The sequence below is a fragment of the Candidatus Limnocylindrales bacterium genome, from assembly GCA_035559535.1.
In the GTDB taxonomy this organism is placed as follows: domain Bacteria; phylum Moduliflexota; class Moduliflexia; order Moduliflexales; family JAUQPW01; genus JAUQPW01.
Genome location: DATMBG010000037.1, coordinates 137,096 through 153,257, shown reverse-complemented (window position 1 = coordinate 153,257; position 16,162 = coordinate 137,096). Strand labels below are relative to the sequence as shown.

At 45.0% G+C, this 16,162-nt stretch carries 11 protein-coding genes and 1 tRNA gene; 5 read left to right on the top strand and 7 right to left on the bottom strand.

Translation table 11 applies throughout. The annotated features are described in order from the left end of the window. Nucleotides 1–31: 31 nt before the first annotated feature. Nucleotides 32–1,201 carry an SPFH domain-containing protein gene (locus VNM22_13260; GenBank protein ID HWP48127.1) on the bottom strand — a complete coding sequence of 390 codons (1,170 nt, stop codon included), beginning with the start codon at nt 1,199–1,201 and terminating at the stop codon, nt 32–34. 600 nt (nt 1,202–1,801) lie between these two features. Here VNM22_13260 and VNM22_13255 point away from each other — a divergent pair. The 5 genes from VNM22_13255 to VNM22_13235 all read left to right on the top strand — a co-directional run bounded on the left by VNM22_13255 (nt 1,802) and on the right by VNM22_13235 (nt 8,397). Beyond that, nucleotides 1,802–2,095, top strand: coding sequence for a hypothetical protein (locus VNM22_13255; GenBank protein HWP48126.1), 294 nt, complete (start codon nt 1,802–1,804; stop codon nt 2,093–2,095). Nucleotide 2,096: 1 nt separating this feature from the next. Next, nucleotides 2,097–2,279 carry a hypothetical protein gene (locus VNM22_13250; GenBank protein ID HWP48125.1) on the top strand — a complete coding sequence of 61 codons (183 nt, stop codon included), beginning with the start codon at nt 2,097–2,099 and terminating at the stop codon, nt 2,277–2,279. Beyond that, complete coding sequence (locus VNM22_13245; protein ID HWP48124.1) at nt 2,233–3,483, top strand: alpha/beta hydrolase; 1,251 nt, start codon at nt 2,233–2,235, stop codon at nt 3,481–3,483. The genes VNM22_13250 and VNM22_13245 overlap by 47 nt, the downstream gene beginning before the upstream one ends. Before the next feature lie 269 nt (nt 3,484–3,752). Continuing rightward, nucleotides 3,753–7,136: an efflux RND transporter permease subunit gene (locus VNM22_13240; protein HWP48123.1), complete on the top strand. Its 3,384-nt coding sequence runs from the start codon at nt 3,753–3,755 to the stop codon at nt 7,134–7,136. 157 nt (nt 7,137–7,293) lie between these two features. After that, entirely contained in the window at nt 7,294–8,397 is a 1,104-nt protein-coding gene (locus tag VNM22_13235) for a sorbosone dehydrogenase family protein (protein HWP48122.1), read from the top strand. A 1-nt stretch (nt 8,398) separates the two neighbouring features. Here VNM22_13235 and VNM22_13230 read toward each other — a convergent pair whose 3' ends face one another. The 6 genes from VNM22_13230 to VNM22_13205 all read right to left on the bottom strand — a co-directional run bounded on the left by VNM22_13230 (nt 8,399) and on the right by VNM22_13205 (nt 16,025). Then, nucleotides 8,399–10,126, bottom strand: coding sequence for a sulfatase (locus VNM22_13230; GenBank protein HWP48121.1), 1,728 nt, complete (start codon nt 10,124–10,126; stop codon nt 8,399–8,401). A gap of 18 nt (nt 10,127–10,144) precedes the next feature. Beyond that, nucleotides 10,145–11,500, bottom strand: coding sequence for an NAD(P)/FAD-dependent oxidoreductase (locus VNM22_13225; protein ID HWP48120.1), 1,356 nt, complete (start codon nt 11,498–11,500; stop codon nt 10,145–10,147). A gap of 215 nt (nt 11,501–11,715) precedes the next feature. Then, nucleotides 11,716–12,249, bottom strand: a complete 534-nt coding sequence (locus VNM22_13220; GenBank protein ID HWP48119.1) for a DUF4416 family protein — start codon at nt 12,247–12,249, stop codon at nt 11,716–11,718. A gap of 127 nt (nt 12,250–12,376) precedes the next feature. Beyond that, a complete protein-coding gene (ftsH, locus tag VNM22_13215) occupies nt 12,377–14,173 on the bottom strand; it encodes an ATP-dependent zinc metalloprotease FtsH (GenBank protein ID HWP48118.1) in 1,797 nt (598 codons plus the stop codon). Between the two features lie 28 nt (nt 14,174–14,201). Continuing rightward, complete coding sequence (gene tilS / locus VNM22_13210) at nt 14,202–15,899, bottom strand: tRNA lysidine(34) synthetase TilS (GenBank protein ID HWP48117.1); 1,698 nt, start codon at nt 15,897–15,899, stop codon at nt 14,202–14,204. Nucleotides 15,900–15,948: 49 nt separating this feature from the next. Continuing rightward, a tRNA-Met gene (locus VNM22_13205) sits at nt 15,949–16,025 on the bottom strand. Nucleotides 16,026–16,162: the final 137 nt, after the last annotated feature.

Sequence of the window (16,162 nt, the reverse complement as noted above, 5' to 3'; positions counted from 1 at the left end):
CTATTCTGCTTCCACATCCTCTCGAGGGGGGTTAGGATTCTGCCTTTGGAGGGGATTGTGGAGATGAGGGGGGTACAGGTCTTTTGACTAGGGGTCGTTGCCCAAGTTTATGGGGATCTGATTTGGCAGGTTCGGGTTTATGGACCGAAGGTTTGGTAGTACTTTCAGGAGACGGTTTGGAACCCTGTCCACCAGCCGGGGTATTAAAATCTTTGGTAGAAAAGGCTTCTCCCACGCCGGCCATTACATTCATAATATTACTGAAAAGATTTGCCTGACTCGGATCGTTGGGGAAAGGAATAAATACCTTAGTTGCGTTACCGTTTGCGATCCTCCCCAAGGCTTCCAGGTATTTGACTCTTAAAAGAACATCGGTACTTTCATAGGCATTGATCTTTGCCCGTTCCCCTTCGGCTTCCAGAATAGCTGCCTGTTTCTTACCCTCCGCTTCTGCAATGGCTGCTTGTTTCTTACCCTCCGCTTCTGCAATAGCCGCCTGCTTCCTGCTCATGGACTCAATGTAGGCGGCAGGTGGATTAATCCTTTGCAACCCCACTTCACGAACTTGAACTCCCCAATCTGCACTGGTTTTGCTGATCCGTAGTTTTAATTCCGCATTAATCTTCTCTCGTCCACCCAGCAAATCCTGCAAAGTGATCCCTCCGATAACATCCCTTAGAGAAGTTTTGATCAACTCTTCCATAGCCAGAACCACGTTGGCTGTTCCATAAACGGCTTGTTTGGGATCCACAATCTGATACTGAGCTACACTATCGACTTCGACCTGCCAGTTATCCTTGGTAATAACGACCTGTGCAGGCAGATCTACAGTCCTCTCCCTTAAATCGATATCTTCAACCTGTATAAACTCCCCATTTACACTTCTGACCTGGAGCTTCCGGGGCCGATCAATAAAAGGAAGTAAAATATGAACTCCGGCACCATAAACCGCATGGAATTGCCCCAATCGCTCCACAACCATGGCCCGCTTTTCTTCAACGGTAATCACACCCTTCCAGAGATAAAGAATGGTTACTGCTATGGCCAGAAAAGCTATTATAACCAGCATGGCGATGGCAAATCCGGGCCGATGAGCGCCAACAGCAAAATAAACAATGACGCCGATAACCATCAAGGTAAATAAGAGGGTCAGTAAAACAATTGCAGGTAATTTTGCCTCGTTTAAGAGATCCGATGACATACCTTTCCTCCCACTCTTTGAGGGTAGCAAACTGGAGTTATCAGGAAAATTATCCTGATATAAACAGGTAACATATACCTTCTATTAAATATAGCATCTAAATGTTCCATAAACCTATTTAATTTAAATTGAACAGATTTTTGTAAAAGTTTAACAGATTAAGGAAAAAGGGTCAAGAAAAAAAGTTTATCTCGTAACTGTAACCATCTAGCAGGTGTTACTTTTTCTATCTGAACACTCCCTGGCCCCCCTCCAGGGGGGACTTCAGCGGCAGCAACCCTACATCAGTCCCCCCTGGAGGGGGGCCAGGGAGTGTTTCTTTTTCCACCTACTAAATGGATACGGATACGTTTATCTCTAAATAGCTCAAAGCAGATTTCTTTCCCTGTGAAGACTTCTCAGAGATTTCCTCCACCATTCTTTGGATAAAATCATGATAGGGTAAAGATGAATTTTTATCGGTTCTTTTCAGACAATAACCTTAAATAAATTATAATAGTTGATTTCGGGTTTAGTTTACACAATTTTTTGGATACCTCCCAACCCGCAATTCCTGCTCCGTTCTTGACATCCAGCAACCTGCGGATTACCTTCATACGTATGAACTACCAGCACTTAATTGCCATTGAGCCCGGTAAGCTGGATGATAAAACCTGTATCCGCAGTATGCGGAGCACAATCTTCGATGGGTTAGAGTATCTGGCAGCAGGGATATCAAAGGGCAAAGAAAGGAACCCTTCAAAGCTTACCTATGCGGGAAGGCTTTGTAAACTATTCTTCCTGTTTATCCACACCAACAAACTGGCTGGAGACCTATCTTCGATAAAAATCAAAGAAAATAGCTACACCATTCAGAAAGCATCAGAGCACCTTGGAAGACACAAACGAGACTAGAGTGGCACTTAACAGAGGAGAAGCCCTACATAAAACCCTAGATAATCTTATTATCTTATCTGAGAGCAGAGTTCTCACACGCCGTTTACGCATGCAAGGAGTCTTCACCGTCCTTGCCCATGCCATGATGGCAACAAATGCTTATGCATTTAACTATTCAGGGTCGAACGATGAACGATGTTGAAGAATCAACCGAGAGGAAGAACAAGGATGTGGCTTATGGCGAGACCACCCTTCCCGCCGGAATACGCTCCCGCTTCGTGAACGACATCAATGGTCTCACTATGCACCTGCTGGAAGCCGGCTTCGAGGTCAAAGATCATCCCTGTGTCTTACTTCTCCATGGCTTCCCAGAGCTTGCCTACAGCTGGAGAAAGGTGATGCTGCCGCTCGCTCAGGCCGGGTTCCACGTAGTCGCTCCTGATCAACGAGGCTATGGACCCACTACAGGTTGGGATGGCAATTATGACGGCGATGTCGGTTCTTTCCGTTTTCTCAATCTGGTCAGGGACACTTTGGGGCTCGTCTTCGCGCTTGGTTACCGCTCGGTGGCAGCCGTCGTAGGGCACGATTTTGGCTCCCCTGTCGCGGCCTGGTGTGCCTTGATACGGCCGGACGTGTTTCGTTCTGTGGTGCTGATGAGTGCGCCCTTTGCAGGTCCACCATTGCTACCCTTCAACACGGCTAACGAGTCCCCACAAAGCAATGTCTCATCCGGTCCTGACATCCACGAAGAACTGGCAGCGCTACCCCGACCGCGCAAGCATTATCAATGGTACTACTCTACCCGTGAGGCCAACGATAACATGCTTCACTGCCCCCAGGGGGTTCATAACTTCCTTCGGGCCTACTACCACGTCAAGAGTGCGGACTGGAAGCAAAATAAACCTTTCCCGCTCAAATCCTGGACAGCGACCGAGCTGGCTAAACTCCCCCCTTACTATATCATGGATCTGGACAAGGGAATGGCAGAGACCGTAGCCCCGGAGATGCCATCTGACTCTGAGATCGCAGCCTGCAAATGGCTGACCGAAGAAGAGTTGCGGGTGTATAGCTCAGAGTTCGCCAGGACTGGGTTCCAGGGGGGTCTGCAGTGGTATCGTTGCCTAACGGACCCCAAGTACGCAGCCGAGCTCGAGATATTCTCCGGTCGAGCCATTGAGGTACCCGCAAGTTTCATTGCAGGGGCCAGTGACTGGGGGGTCTATCAGAGACCCGGCCATCTAGAGAAAATGAAGGAGAGTGCCTGCAGGCAAATGCTGGGGGTTCACCTGGTGGAAGGAGCTGGGCACTGGGTGCAGCAAGAGAAGCCGGAGGAGGTAAGTAAGTTGCTCATACAGTTCCTGCAGCAGGCTCAATCCAATAATAAACAGGGACCAGTTATTTAGAAAAATTAATTAACTTGAAATGGTCTTCTACGGGAGAAATCTGAAAATTTATAAATATTCTTGACAAGAATTTTACTCCGTTGTATTAAGTTTGAATGGTGATTTTTATATTGAATCATCATTTCTCTTTCCGAAGCTCTCTTCATAGTCTAATGACTGGGATAAAGGTCTTGCAAGATAAAATAAGGACTGGGAATTAGAATTTAGGATCACAGAGCCGGAGCCCTCTCCGCTCCCAACCCTAACCCCTTATTCCCTGTTATAAGAGTATGTCTCTTGCCGATATTTGTATTAAACGACCTGTTTTTGCCACGATGCTTATTCTAGCCCTGGTTGTTTTAGGGTGGTATTCATATCAGAAGCTTGGGGTAGATTTTCTTCCCAATGTGGATCTTCCGGTTGTAACGGTTACAACAACCCTTAAAGGAGCCAGTCCGGAAGAAATTGAAACAGAGGTCACCAAACCCCTGGAAGAGGTTATCAATACCGTTAATGGAATTGACGAGTTACGGTCCTCCTCTATAGAGGGGGTTTCGAGAATAACCGTTGTCTTTCAACTGCACAGAAAAGCTGCAGAAGCAGCCCAGGATATTCGAGATAAAATCAGTACCGTCTTGTCTAAATTACCTGAAGGAACAGACCCACCCGTTGTAAGTAAGTTTGATGTGGATGCGGTGCCGGTTATCAGTATCGTGGTCTCCGGAAAGAGGGATCTTAAGGAAGTAACGGAGATTGCCCAGAAAATGATCAAAGAAGATATAGAAACTTTGGATGGGATCGGCTCTGTTGATATCATCGGAGGCCGAAAACGTGCTATCAATGTCTGGCTCAATCCAGATAAACTCAGTGCCTACAACATCTCCATCAGTCAGGTTAAGACCGCGTTAGCAGCTCAAAATATAGAATTACCGGCCGGACGGGTTGAGCAAGGGCAGCAAGAGCTCATGTTAAGGACCATGGGGCGATTCTATCGGGTTGAGGATTTCAATAATCTCATTCTGGCCAACTTTAACAACACGCCGATCCGAATTAAAGATGTCGGGTATGTGGAAGACGGGATTGAAGAACCGAGAACCCTTTCGCGACTGGATGGAAATAACGCGGTTCAACTCATTGTCCAGAAGCAGTCGGGTACCAACACCGTTGAGGTTGTTAATAGAATCAAAGCGCGTCTGGAAAAGATCAAACGTATTCTCCCCCCAGATATTCAGATTCAATTGATTCGGGATCAGTCTACCTTTGTCCTTAACTCCCTGGAAGAGGTCGAATTCGATCTAAAACTCGGAGTTATATTGGCCAGTTTAGCCGTTCTTATCTTTATGTGGGATATTCGAAGTACCTTAATCGCGTCCCTGGCCATCCCAACCTCTATTATTTCTACTTTTACCTTGATGTACCTGTTCGGATATACGCTGAATTATATCACGATGCTGGGGTTAATTCTGGCTATTGGAATTGTTATTGATGACGCCATCGTAGTTCTGGAAAATATCTTCCGACATATGGAAGAAAAAAAGCTGGCTCCCAGAATTGCAGCTTCCACAGGGACTCGAGAAATATCCCTGGCCGTTATGGCCACCACCCTCTCCCTGGTTATCATTTTCATCCCCTTGTCTTTTATGCAAACCCGAGTTGGTAAGTTTTTCGCGAGCTTCGGATTGACCGTCGCTTTCTCCATTATGATTTCCCTCCTGGTTGCCTTTACATTGACACCAATGCTTTGTTCCCGGTTCTTGAAACTCAAACATTCCGGGAAAAGTGCCAAGGAATCCCGGTTTTACTCCCTTATCGACCGATCCTATGGATGGATTCTGGCCTGGTCTCTCCGTCATAGATGGGTCATCTTATTGATCTCCGCCTTTCTATGTTACGACCTTTTCTACTATGCAATCCTGGGTACTCCTGGACCTTTATTGAGGCAGATCGGTCAAAGCCTCATTCCCCGCGATGATCAAGATCAATTTGAGATTTCTGTAGAGGTTCCCGAAGGAAGTACCCTGGAGAAAACCGATGAATACTTCCGCAAAATCGAGCAAGAAGTGGTCAAGCTGCGAGGTGTGACCCATGTGTTAACCTCTATCGGAGATGTAGACGGAACTAAAGTCACTGCAGGAAATATTTACGTAGGTTTGATTCCTGTCAGGGAGCGATCCCATAATCCGTTCGAAACCATCGCATATTTTGTCCTTAACGATCTTTTAAAACTAAATGTACCTGAGAAACCCAATTTCTCCCAAGATGATGTCATGCTGGATGCAAGAAAAATGCTTCGGAAGTTCCCGGATCTCAGAACCAGTGTTCAACCGGTTAGCCTGGTGAGTGGAAGCGGTAACCGACCTCAAATGATAGCCTATAACATCCGAGGTCCGGATCTGGAGCAATTGCAGAAATATGCCGAGCAAATTATTGCTAAGGTACGGGATATCCCCGGATTTGTCGATCTCGATACGACGCTCTCCCTCCGACAACCCGAGTTGAGGGTTAATATCAACCGGGAGAAAGCTTCCGATCTGGGTGTTACGGTTGAAGACATTACCTCCAGCTTGAGAACCTTTGTGCAAGGAGAACCGGTATCCAAATTCAAAGAAGGAGCAGATCAATATGACGTCTGGATTCGGGCTCAGGAAGAATTTCGTAACAACCCAGAAGTAATTTATCAACTTACGATCCCCTCGAAGAAGGTAGGACTGGTTAAGTTAGCCAACGTAGCTACCCTGACCGAAGCCAGAGGACCCGCCCAGATCGATCGTCAGAATCGCCAACGACAAATTACCATCCTGGCCAACGTAACCCCGGTGTTGTCCCTTAGCGAAGCTATCCAGCACCTCACCCGGGCTACTAAGGAATTGAATTTACCCATCACCTATCAAACGGATTTTTCGGGTTGGGCTAAAACCTTAGTGGATGCCAACTGGGGGTTTATCATGGCCATTCAGACCAGTCTGGTTTTTATGTATATGATTCTGGCTGCTCAGTTTGAGAGCTTTACCCTTCCCATCAGTATTATGATGGCTCTTCCCTTGACCTGGAGCGCTGCCATGGTTTCGCTGATTCTTATGAGGGATTTTAACCTTACCCGGGATCCTACCCTCAATATTTTCAGCGACCTGGGACTTTTCATGTTATTGGGAGTTGTAAAGAAAAACGGTATCCTTCAGGTGGACTATACCAATACGTTAAGGGCGGAAGGGATGGAGCGGGATAAAGCCATCCTCGAGGCAAACCATGCACGACTGCGTCCAATCCTCATGACCACTTTAACCCTCATTGCCGGAATGCTTCCCCTGGTGTTCGGTAAAGGAGCCGGATCTGCATCGCGGGCTTCGATGGCCAATGTTATTATCTGGGGCCAGGCCCTCAGTTTACTTATGACCCTCCTTATTACCCCGGTTACTTATACCGTCTTTGATGATATCCAGACGAAAGTTCCTAAATGGATATCACAACTGCGAGCCGGAATCAGAAGAAGAAAGGAAATGGAACCGGCTACTTCCTCTGGGATGGAATCTATCCATGAAGCCCCCCTCCTGGATATGGAGCTTATACCGGTTTCGGGGGATGGAGATAGGGACGCTACAACCGGAAGTAACGGTTCTGACGGGAATAACCCCCCGGCAGTTCTGGATCTGACCCAACCGGACAAAAAACACTGATTCTGTAGGCTCGGTGTTTTTGTAGAAGTACCTTTGAAGCCCGTTTTCCCTAAGAAAACGGGCTTCTCGATTTATAACTCTAGTGCTTTAAGTCGTTTATGCTTATCAAATTTAGAATTTAAGGCCTTGATAAGTATAATCTTCTTTCTGGATGAAAATGAAATTAGCTGATAAATTTCCTTTTTTTGCTTTTTATCTTTTACTGTTTCTCCTCACCTCCCAAGGATGTCTTGCCGCTCAGAAAATTGATCTTCCGGCCGGTTTCGAAATTCAAATTTTTGCCTCCGATCTGGGTACTCCCCGACACATGGCCGTAAGTCCAGCAGGAGATCTATTTGTAGCAGATATGAGCGGTGGAAAAGTTTTCGTTCTCCCGGACAAAGATGGAGATGGAAAAGCAGATCAAAAGATCCTATTTGCCGAAGGTTTGAAAGGCCCCCATAGTATTGCCTTTTTTGAAGATGGGATTTATATCTCGGTTCTGGATGGGGTGGTTCGATTTACAGATAAAGATGGAGACCTCAAAGGTGAAGATAAAAAGGTTCTGGTTTCAGGACTCCCGATGGGAGGACACTCAACCAAAACGATTAGTTTTGGACCCGATGGGAAAATGTATGTTTCGATAGGTTCTTCGTGCAATGTTTGTGAGGAAAGAGATCCGAGACGCGCAGCTATTCTCCAATACAATGCCGATGGTACTGGAGAAAAGATTTTTGCAAAGGGACTTCGAAACTCGGTCGGCCTGACCTGGCACCCCCAAACTCAAGAATTATGGGCAGCCGACAATGGAAGGGATATGCTGGGAGATGATCTTCCGCCTGAAGAAATTAATATTCTTAAAGAAGGAGGCCATTACGGTTGGCCCTATTGTTATGGAGATCAAAAGCCCAATCCAGAATTTAAAGATCGAATTGATTTTTGTAAAAAAACCATTCCCCCGGTGATTTCCTTGCAAGCCCATTCTGCCCCTTTGGGACTTACCTTCTATACCGGAAACCAATTTCCCGAGGAATATCAGGGTAATCTTTTTGTTGCCTTCCATGGTTCCTGGAATCGTACCGTTCCCACCGGGTACAAAGTGATTAGAATTAAGTTCAAAGATGGTCAACCTGAAAAGATTGAGGATTTTGCTACCGGCTGGCTGCAGGGAAGCAGTGCCTGGGGACGCCCTGTGGATGTGGTGGTTGGAAAAGACGGGGCCCTCTATGTTTCAGATGATAAGGGAGGGGTCATTTACCGAATTTTCTATAAACGAGGTTAACCTATTGAAGATAGCCTAATCCTTTAAGTTGTTTAACAAGCTCCTGATCTTCCTGGGCTTTACCGGGTTTAAAGGAACCGGCCAAAAGAGAGTTTTCTTCTTCTAGCTGTTTTATTTTTCTCTCAAAAACCCTGACCAACCGGACCTGGGATTTATGAAGATTCCGGGTTTCTCCTGGATCTGTTTTTAAATCATAGAAGGCCTGTTCTTTTAATCTTGAATGATATTCAGGGATTCGATAAAAGAACATTTTTGTCCAGGGGGTTTCAAAGGTTACCGATTTGCTTTTTCTAGAGCCTACATGGAGTTTGTAGCCGTTTATTCGGAGGGATTTTAATTCATGGCCTTCCTTCTCACTTAGAGCGGGAAGAGCCAGTTTCATCTGAGGATTTTTTATCAGAGGAAGTAAAGAGATACCCTGGATCGGTTCGGGTTTTCGAAATCCCAGTATATCAACAATAGTAGGAAAAATATCAATTCCCCTGGATTGTTGGTGAACAATAACTCCCCGAAAAGATGAATCTGGAAATTTAATAATAAGCGGAATTTTTAAGAGTTCCTCATACAGAGTATGACCGTGGTGTCCTACAATGCCATGCTCGTTAAATTCTTCTCCATGGTCAGAAGTAAGAACCATGAGGGTCTTTTCCCAGAGACCCAGGGCTTTAAGCTCGTCAAATAAGCGCCCTAATTGGGCGTCTGTAAACGCAATTTCACCGTCATAAAGGGCTATAATATGTCTTAGATCCTCCTGCTCGATGGGTAAGACTTTTTCATTAATTTGAGTCAGGATCTCACCTTCTATTTTTTTTCCTAAACTTCCTCTATATTCAGGGTAGAAAAGTTCATCATAGGGTGGAGGAGGACTATAAGGAGCATGGACCTGATAGGTATGGAAGAACAGAAAAAAACGCTGGTTTTTATGTCGCTTTAGCCAGTTGAGTACCTTATCTATTGCATCGGGAAGTCCGTTTCCATCGTTCTCATCATCATACCTGTCAAAACCCTGATCCAGTCTAAACGCCTTATTCATCTGTCCACCCCCGGTAAAGGCAGTTGTTATAAATCCTTCTTTTTTTAAGAACTCAGCCAGAGTAATAAATCTACCATCTAAAACAGTCCGGGTTCGTGCTTCGGCTTTATGAACAGAAGGATTTAAGGAAGTAAACATCGAAGCATGGGAGATGAGAGTAGCCGGGGCGGCGGCAATGTGGTTTGTGAACAAAACCCCTTCAGAAGCCAGTTTATCGATATGAGGAGAGGTATTCCTTTCATATCCATAGCTATGAAGGTGGTCTGCCCGAAGGGTATCGATACTGATCAGAATCACATTCCAGCCTTTATCGGATTTTATTCCCTCAGAGGGAGTATCGGCAAATTTTTTATAGGCATCGAACCTGGCTAAGGTTGCATTGAGATAATACCCATACCCTATATAATTCGCTAAGTGAAGGGAAAGAAGGAAAGTTGCAAAAAGAAAGGCCTTATGAAAAAAGCGCAGGACAGATCTCAAGGAATCAAAAAGCAGAAGGTGCTTGATCAACCATAAAGTTGTTATAATAATCAAAGGGTTTTTGATATGGGTGAGCTTAAGGGTAATACCGAAAAATTCATAGACGAAGCCACCGGTATAATAAAATACCCATAAAAGAAGAAAGTAAAAGATAATTACCGAATCAATAATCCTACAAAGGATAGGTTTTGCTTTCTGGTAAGTATTTGAGTTCATAAGGGTTAACTCTTTTACTCAAGAGAGTAATCGCTTTACCACTTCCATCCCGATAGCGATTCCATTGCTTGTATTTCGATCTTCAGGATAGATTTGGCTGGTATTGGCCAGATAGAGATCTTTAATAGGCGTCTCAAAGGGAGGTCTTATCAGCGAATACTGAAAAGTATAGACCGGAGTTGCGTAATCTGCTCGTGTTAAAAAGGATTGCTCGATCCAGGACTCTTTAAAGTCCGGGAAGATTTTTTGAAGGGCCGGGAGGTAAGTTTGAAGAAGTTGAAGTTTAGACATATTCAAGAAAGGATGCTGGTGATTCAAGTAATTAAAAATATAGACGATATGGGATCCCTGATATTCAGAGGGGGGAACAAAATTAGTATGCTCAATGATTCCTCCAAAGGGAACTTCTGAATCACTGATATTAAGCCAATAAATATCGCTAAGCGGTTGTTTGAGTTTCAAAATCAGACAAATGGCCGCACGGTACTTGATTTTTTTCAATTGATTTATATACTCCTCAGGCAACTCCAGGGACCGATTCTTCCTTTCCACTGGATAGGGATGATCCAGACCCAGCGTTTTCAAAAAGTCCGGGATCGGAACACAAAATACCACTTTATCAAAGGCAAAAGAACCCTTTCGGGTTGTCAAGGTAAAAGGATCCCGGCCATTACGGGTTATATGATCCACAGGGGTACTTTTAAAGATTTGGCCTCCATTTTTTAAAATACTGATCTCAAGAGCCATAGCCAGTTGCTGAAACCCGCCCCTTATATAGCCCAGTTCTTCTTTACTACCTCCTTTACTTCGGGAATTTCCCCGGGCATGAACCCGACCCCAGAGCCAGGAAGCCGAGATATTTTCATAATCTTCTCCAAACTTGGCCTTTAACAGAGGCTGCCAGATTACCTCATAAACTCGCCGACCCTGGTAGCGAATAGCCCAATCCTGAACTTTAATATTTTCCAGTCCTTCCCATTTTTTCACTCGTTGAAGATAGACCATGGAAAATCCAAATCTCAAACGATCTATCAGACTTAAGGGAGTAAATTTCAGGAGGTCGACAGGAGTTCCAAACCCATAGAGATGACCTGTCGGATCCTGTGGGCCACGATAGTAAAATCCCATTTTTGCTTCCCGCCAAAATAGTCTATCCTGGAGGCCCAATTGCTCGAGAAGTCGGAGGAGGGGAAGATCACTCTTGAAAAAATGGTGGTAATATCGCTCGAGATAGACGTTTCCCAGTTTAAAACCCCCTATGAGACCCCCTAGAGTGGCATACTTCTCAAATAGAGTAACCGAAATGTGATTTTGGGAAAGGGCATGAGCAATAAACAACCCGGTAATACCCCCTCCGATAATGCCAACTCTCATAGAAAAGGGGAGTGTGGGGGTATGGAGGGTATGGGAATGTGGAAGTGTAGAGATAAGAAATATTGGATTATACTCTCCTACGCCCCCCTACTCCCATACTCCCACATTCCCATACCCTCCATACCCCCACACTCCCACACTTTTCAGGGTTCTTTGGGGATAAACAGTTAAAAACTGCAAACGTATAGAAGAGATTTAGGGCATTTTAAACCTTATTATCGACTTACGCGTATTTGTTTTAAGTATCGCTCCCGTACTTTCTGGAAAAAGAGGATAACGTTAGGGTCTCTAAAATCAGGATAAGTCCAATCCAGGGGTTGAAGTTTCTTTCTCTTACAAATATAGGTAAGATCTGCATAGATACCTTCTTTGAGGTAAACTCGGTGGGCGTAGGCTTTAGTAGTTCCCAGAACCAATTGGGAGTGAGTCAGATAGCCTGGGTCAATATTAACCTGTCTTTTACCGTCTTTCATAGTTCGTTTTTCCAGGTCGTTGGTAAATATCTTAATATACGGGAGATCTTCCACGGCTATAAGTTCTGAAAAACTCACAAATTTTTTTTGTAATCCTTCTCCCATCTCTTCGGTGTAATAATCGGTGTGATTGAAGGGAATTAGAGAGCTTTCAAAATCTGTTTTACCGAATTTTTTGATTAATTTTTGTTCTGTATCTTCAATGAGGTTTATATTGGAGGACATAATTCCAACGACAAGTTTTCCGCGCCGTGGAAATTTTATTTCTTTAACCATTTTTCATGCCCTCCTACCAACGTATGAGGTACTGAATAAAGAGTCCTGAATAAGCGTAAGCCTCCTTACCCTCCTGGGAGCGGGGGTATCCTCGCCCATCCTTCAGTATTCTTTATTCAGTACCGAATCAAACCGTAGCGGTTCCGTAAACGATACTATCGAGTTCGGCACCATTTAAGACCTCTTTCTCTAAGAGAGCTTTCGCAATGGCATGGAGTTTATCGATATGCTTGGTTAACAACATTTTAGCCTGCTCCAGATTTTCCATAACAATTCTTCGTACTTCTTTATCTATTTCAACCGCAGTTGCCTCGCTATAATTTTGACGTTGGGCAAATTCCCGACCCAGGAAGATATGCTCCTCGCGTTTACCAAAGGCTATAGGTCCCATTTTTTCGCTCATTCCCCACTCACAAACCATTTTTCTGGCCAACTCGGTTGCTTTTTCCAGATCATTAGAGGCCCCGGTGGTTGTTTCTTTGAAGATAATTTCTTCTGCCACACGGCCACCCAGAGCCGAAGCGATTGCATTCAAGCAATAGGTCTTAGACCGCATATAGCGATCATCTACCGGTAGATATTGGGTTACTCCCAGAGCCATTCCTCTTGGAATAATGGTGACTTTATGGACCGGGTCGGTTTCCGGTAGAAGCTTAGCAACCAGGGCATGTCCGGCTTCATGATAAGCCGTAACAAGTTTTTCCTCCTCGGTGATAACCCGACTTCTTCGTTCTGAGCCCATTAGAACTTTATCCCGGGCATCTTCAAAATCAACCATTTCGACAGCAGATTTATTCTTTCGGGCAGCCAGGAGGGCAGCTTCATTGACGAGATTGGCCAGATCGGCTCCGGAGAAACCCGGAGTTCCTCGGGCTATTACCTCCAGATTTACGTTATTGGCCAAGGGGACTTTTCGCGTATGAACCTTGAGAATTTCTATACGTCCCTTCAAATCTGGGCTGGGAACGACCACCTGACGGTCAAAACGTCCTGGACGCAGGAGGGCAGGATCCAGAACATCGGGTCTATTTGTAGCGGCTATGATAATAACCCCTTCATTGGTTTCGAAACCATCCATTTCAACCAGGAGTTGGTTTAAAGTCTGTTCGCGTTCATCGTGACCACCCCCCAGGCCGGCCCCACGATGTCTTCCCACCGCATCAATTTCATCGACAAAGATGATGCAGGGTGCGTTTTTCTTCCCCTGCTCAAACAGGTCTCGAACCCGAGAAGCCCCCACGCCAACAAACATCTCCACAAAATCCGACCCACTGATACTAAAGAAAGGAACATCGGCTTCACCAGCTATGGCCCGGGCTAATAAAGTTTTACCCGTTCCTGGAGGTCCGACTAACAAAACGCCCTTAGGGATTCTACCCCCCAACTTTTGAAACTTATGAGGATCTTTGAGAAACTCGATGATTTCCTCCAATTCTTCCTTAGCCTCATCAATTCCGGCAACATCTTTAAATGTCACCTTTCTTTGTTGATCACTCATAAGTCGGGCCCGGCTTTTACCAAAGGAGAGAGCTTTGCTTCCTCCTATCTGCATCTGCCGCATAAAGAAAAACCAGACCCCCAGGAAGACCAACATCGGTAACCAGGTTAATAAATATTGGTACCAGGAGCTTTTATCCTCAGGTTCTACAATAATCTCGACTTTTTGCTTGCGTAACTTTTTTACAAGTTCCGGATCCTCCAGGGCATAGGTTTCAAACTTGGACCCATCGGTTAACCTTCCACGGATTAAATTTCCCGAAATAACCACCTCTTTGATATTTCCCTCATCCACACGATCCATGAATTCACTGAAAACAATTCTGCGATAGGTCTCAGGTTTGCTGTTAAATAAATCGAAAAGTAAAATAGTTACGACCACAATCACTAACCATAAAGCAAGATTTTTATAAAACGAAGTGTTCAACGTCTATACCCCCTTTACATAAATACTTTCAAGGTAAGTCGTCCTTTTCAGAAGGCGTTACCGTACATACCAGGATTTTTTCTGTTGTAGAGTCTACTTTAACCCGTTCGGCTATACGATAACCTGTTACCCAAATAATCCCCTCTTCGTCTTCTAAGATGGGAACTAAATCTCGCTTTTCCCTGGGAACCTTAAGATCCACCAGCAAATCTTGTAATTTTTTTCGTCCCTTCATTCCCAACGGCTGAAAATGATCTCCCGGTTTTCTTTTTCGAACTCTCAGAGGAAATCGTAACTTGTGATAATCGAAAAAAACGGTAATTTTTTGAGGTTGTAGAACCTGAACCTTTTTAGAGCCATCCGGTCTATTATTCCAAAAGTCAACCTCCTTCCTATTTCCCTCCTGAGAAAAGAAGAGAAACGGAAAGGTAAGACCCTGGGACTGCTTATGCAAGGTTTCGAATAAACTCTGGGCGTCTCTATCTTTTACACTAAGAACTTGGGTGCGAAAGATCAAGCCTTTTTGGTTCTGTATGCCAGGAACCTGTAGGATTTCTTCGGATAAAGCGACTTCCCTGCCCCATAAACTGGCCCCTCCGGGATTTTCTGTTAAAAGTGGAGATTGGAGAGAGGAAGATTTTTGAGTTTCTGGAGGTCTTTTTAGCATAATCCCCTGTCCATAGCTCTGTTGGAGGATTACGCCTCCGGGCAGATGAACAGATTTCCCGGTTTCTCCAGAATTTAGCAACTCCACGGCAGCCTGCACATGGGTACTCTTAAGTCCCTGGATAAATCCGGTCAACTTTTCGAAACTTCTTCGTAGAAGACGCTTTTGGAGTGCCGGATGAAGTCGGGCAAATCGAGGGAGTTCGATCCGAATTTCTCCCTCCCTTTCCATCTTGCAAACCTGAGGATCACAGGCCTCGGTTAATTCCTCGAGCAGATGGAGATCATCTCGAAGTAAATCAGCCGTGACGGCCAATCGCTTTATAATGTTTGGATTAAATTCTTGTTTAAGCAAAGGCAGCAAATCCCATCGGATCTTATTCCGTAGATAGCGCCTGTCCAGGTTAGAAGAGTCCTGGACATATTCCAGCCCTTCCTGTTCAACAAAGGACCGGATCTCTTCCCGGGTAATTTGAAGAAAAGGGCGAATAATCTGTCCACTCCAGGAAACCTTCTCTTCCTCGCCTCCCTGCAAGGGAAGGGTGATGTTTTCCAGGTGGCTGTACATGGGGCGAATACCGCTTAATCCATCCAGTCCAGCCCCTTGCAAAAGTCTAAGAAGTAAAGTTTCAGCCTGATCATCTGCCGTATGGGCTGTGGCAATTTTGTTGGCCCCTACCTTTTCGGCAGTCCGATAAAAAAACCGATAGCGAAGGGTTCTGGCAGCTTCTTCAAGGGACATTTTCTGGGATTGCGCAAAATCTTTGACAGAATCGGAACCTAAAGTATAAGGAAGACCCCATTCACAGGCCAGCTTTTCTACAAACCTGGCATCTCGAAGGGATTCTGCACCCCGAAGATTATGATTAAAATGAGCCACATGCAGTCTAAACCCTAAGGTGGGTTTTAATCGATTTAAAACATGCAAAAGTGATACCGAATCCATCCCCCCGGAGACCCCTACGAGGAGATTATCTCCCGCCTCCAGCATGGGATATTTTTTTAGAATATGGAGAATTTTTTCAAGAAATTTTGACTTGTTCGTACCTGTTAACTGCATGCTATTCTTTTGAAAGAAAGAGGAAGAGTTTAATTAACACACGTACATTTGGTGGCGGTGCAGGGATTCGAACCCCGGACGCCGCGGATATGAGCCGCGTGCTCTAACCAACTGAGCTACACCGCCGTCTTCCGATAGGTGGGAGGTAAGTTCCTTCGCTTAATTTCAATCGTTCGCCTCAGTTTAAACTTCCTAAATTTACAGGCAAAAATGACAGAGTTGTATAAAGAATACTAAACTTCTCGCGGATTTGTCAAGAGAAA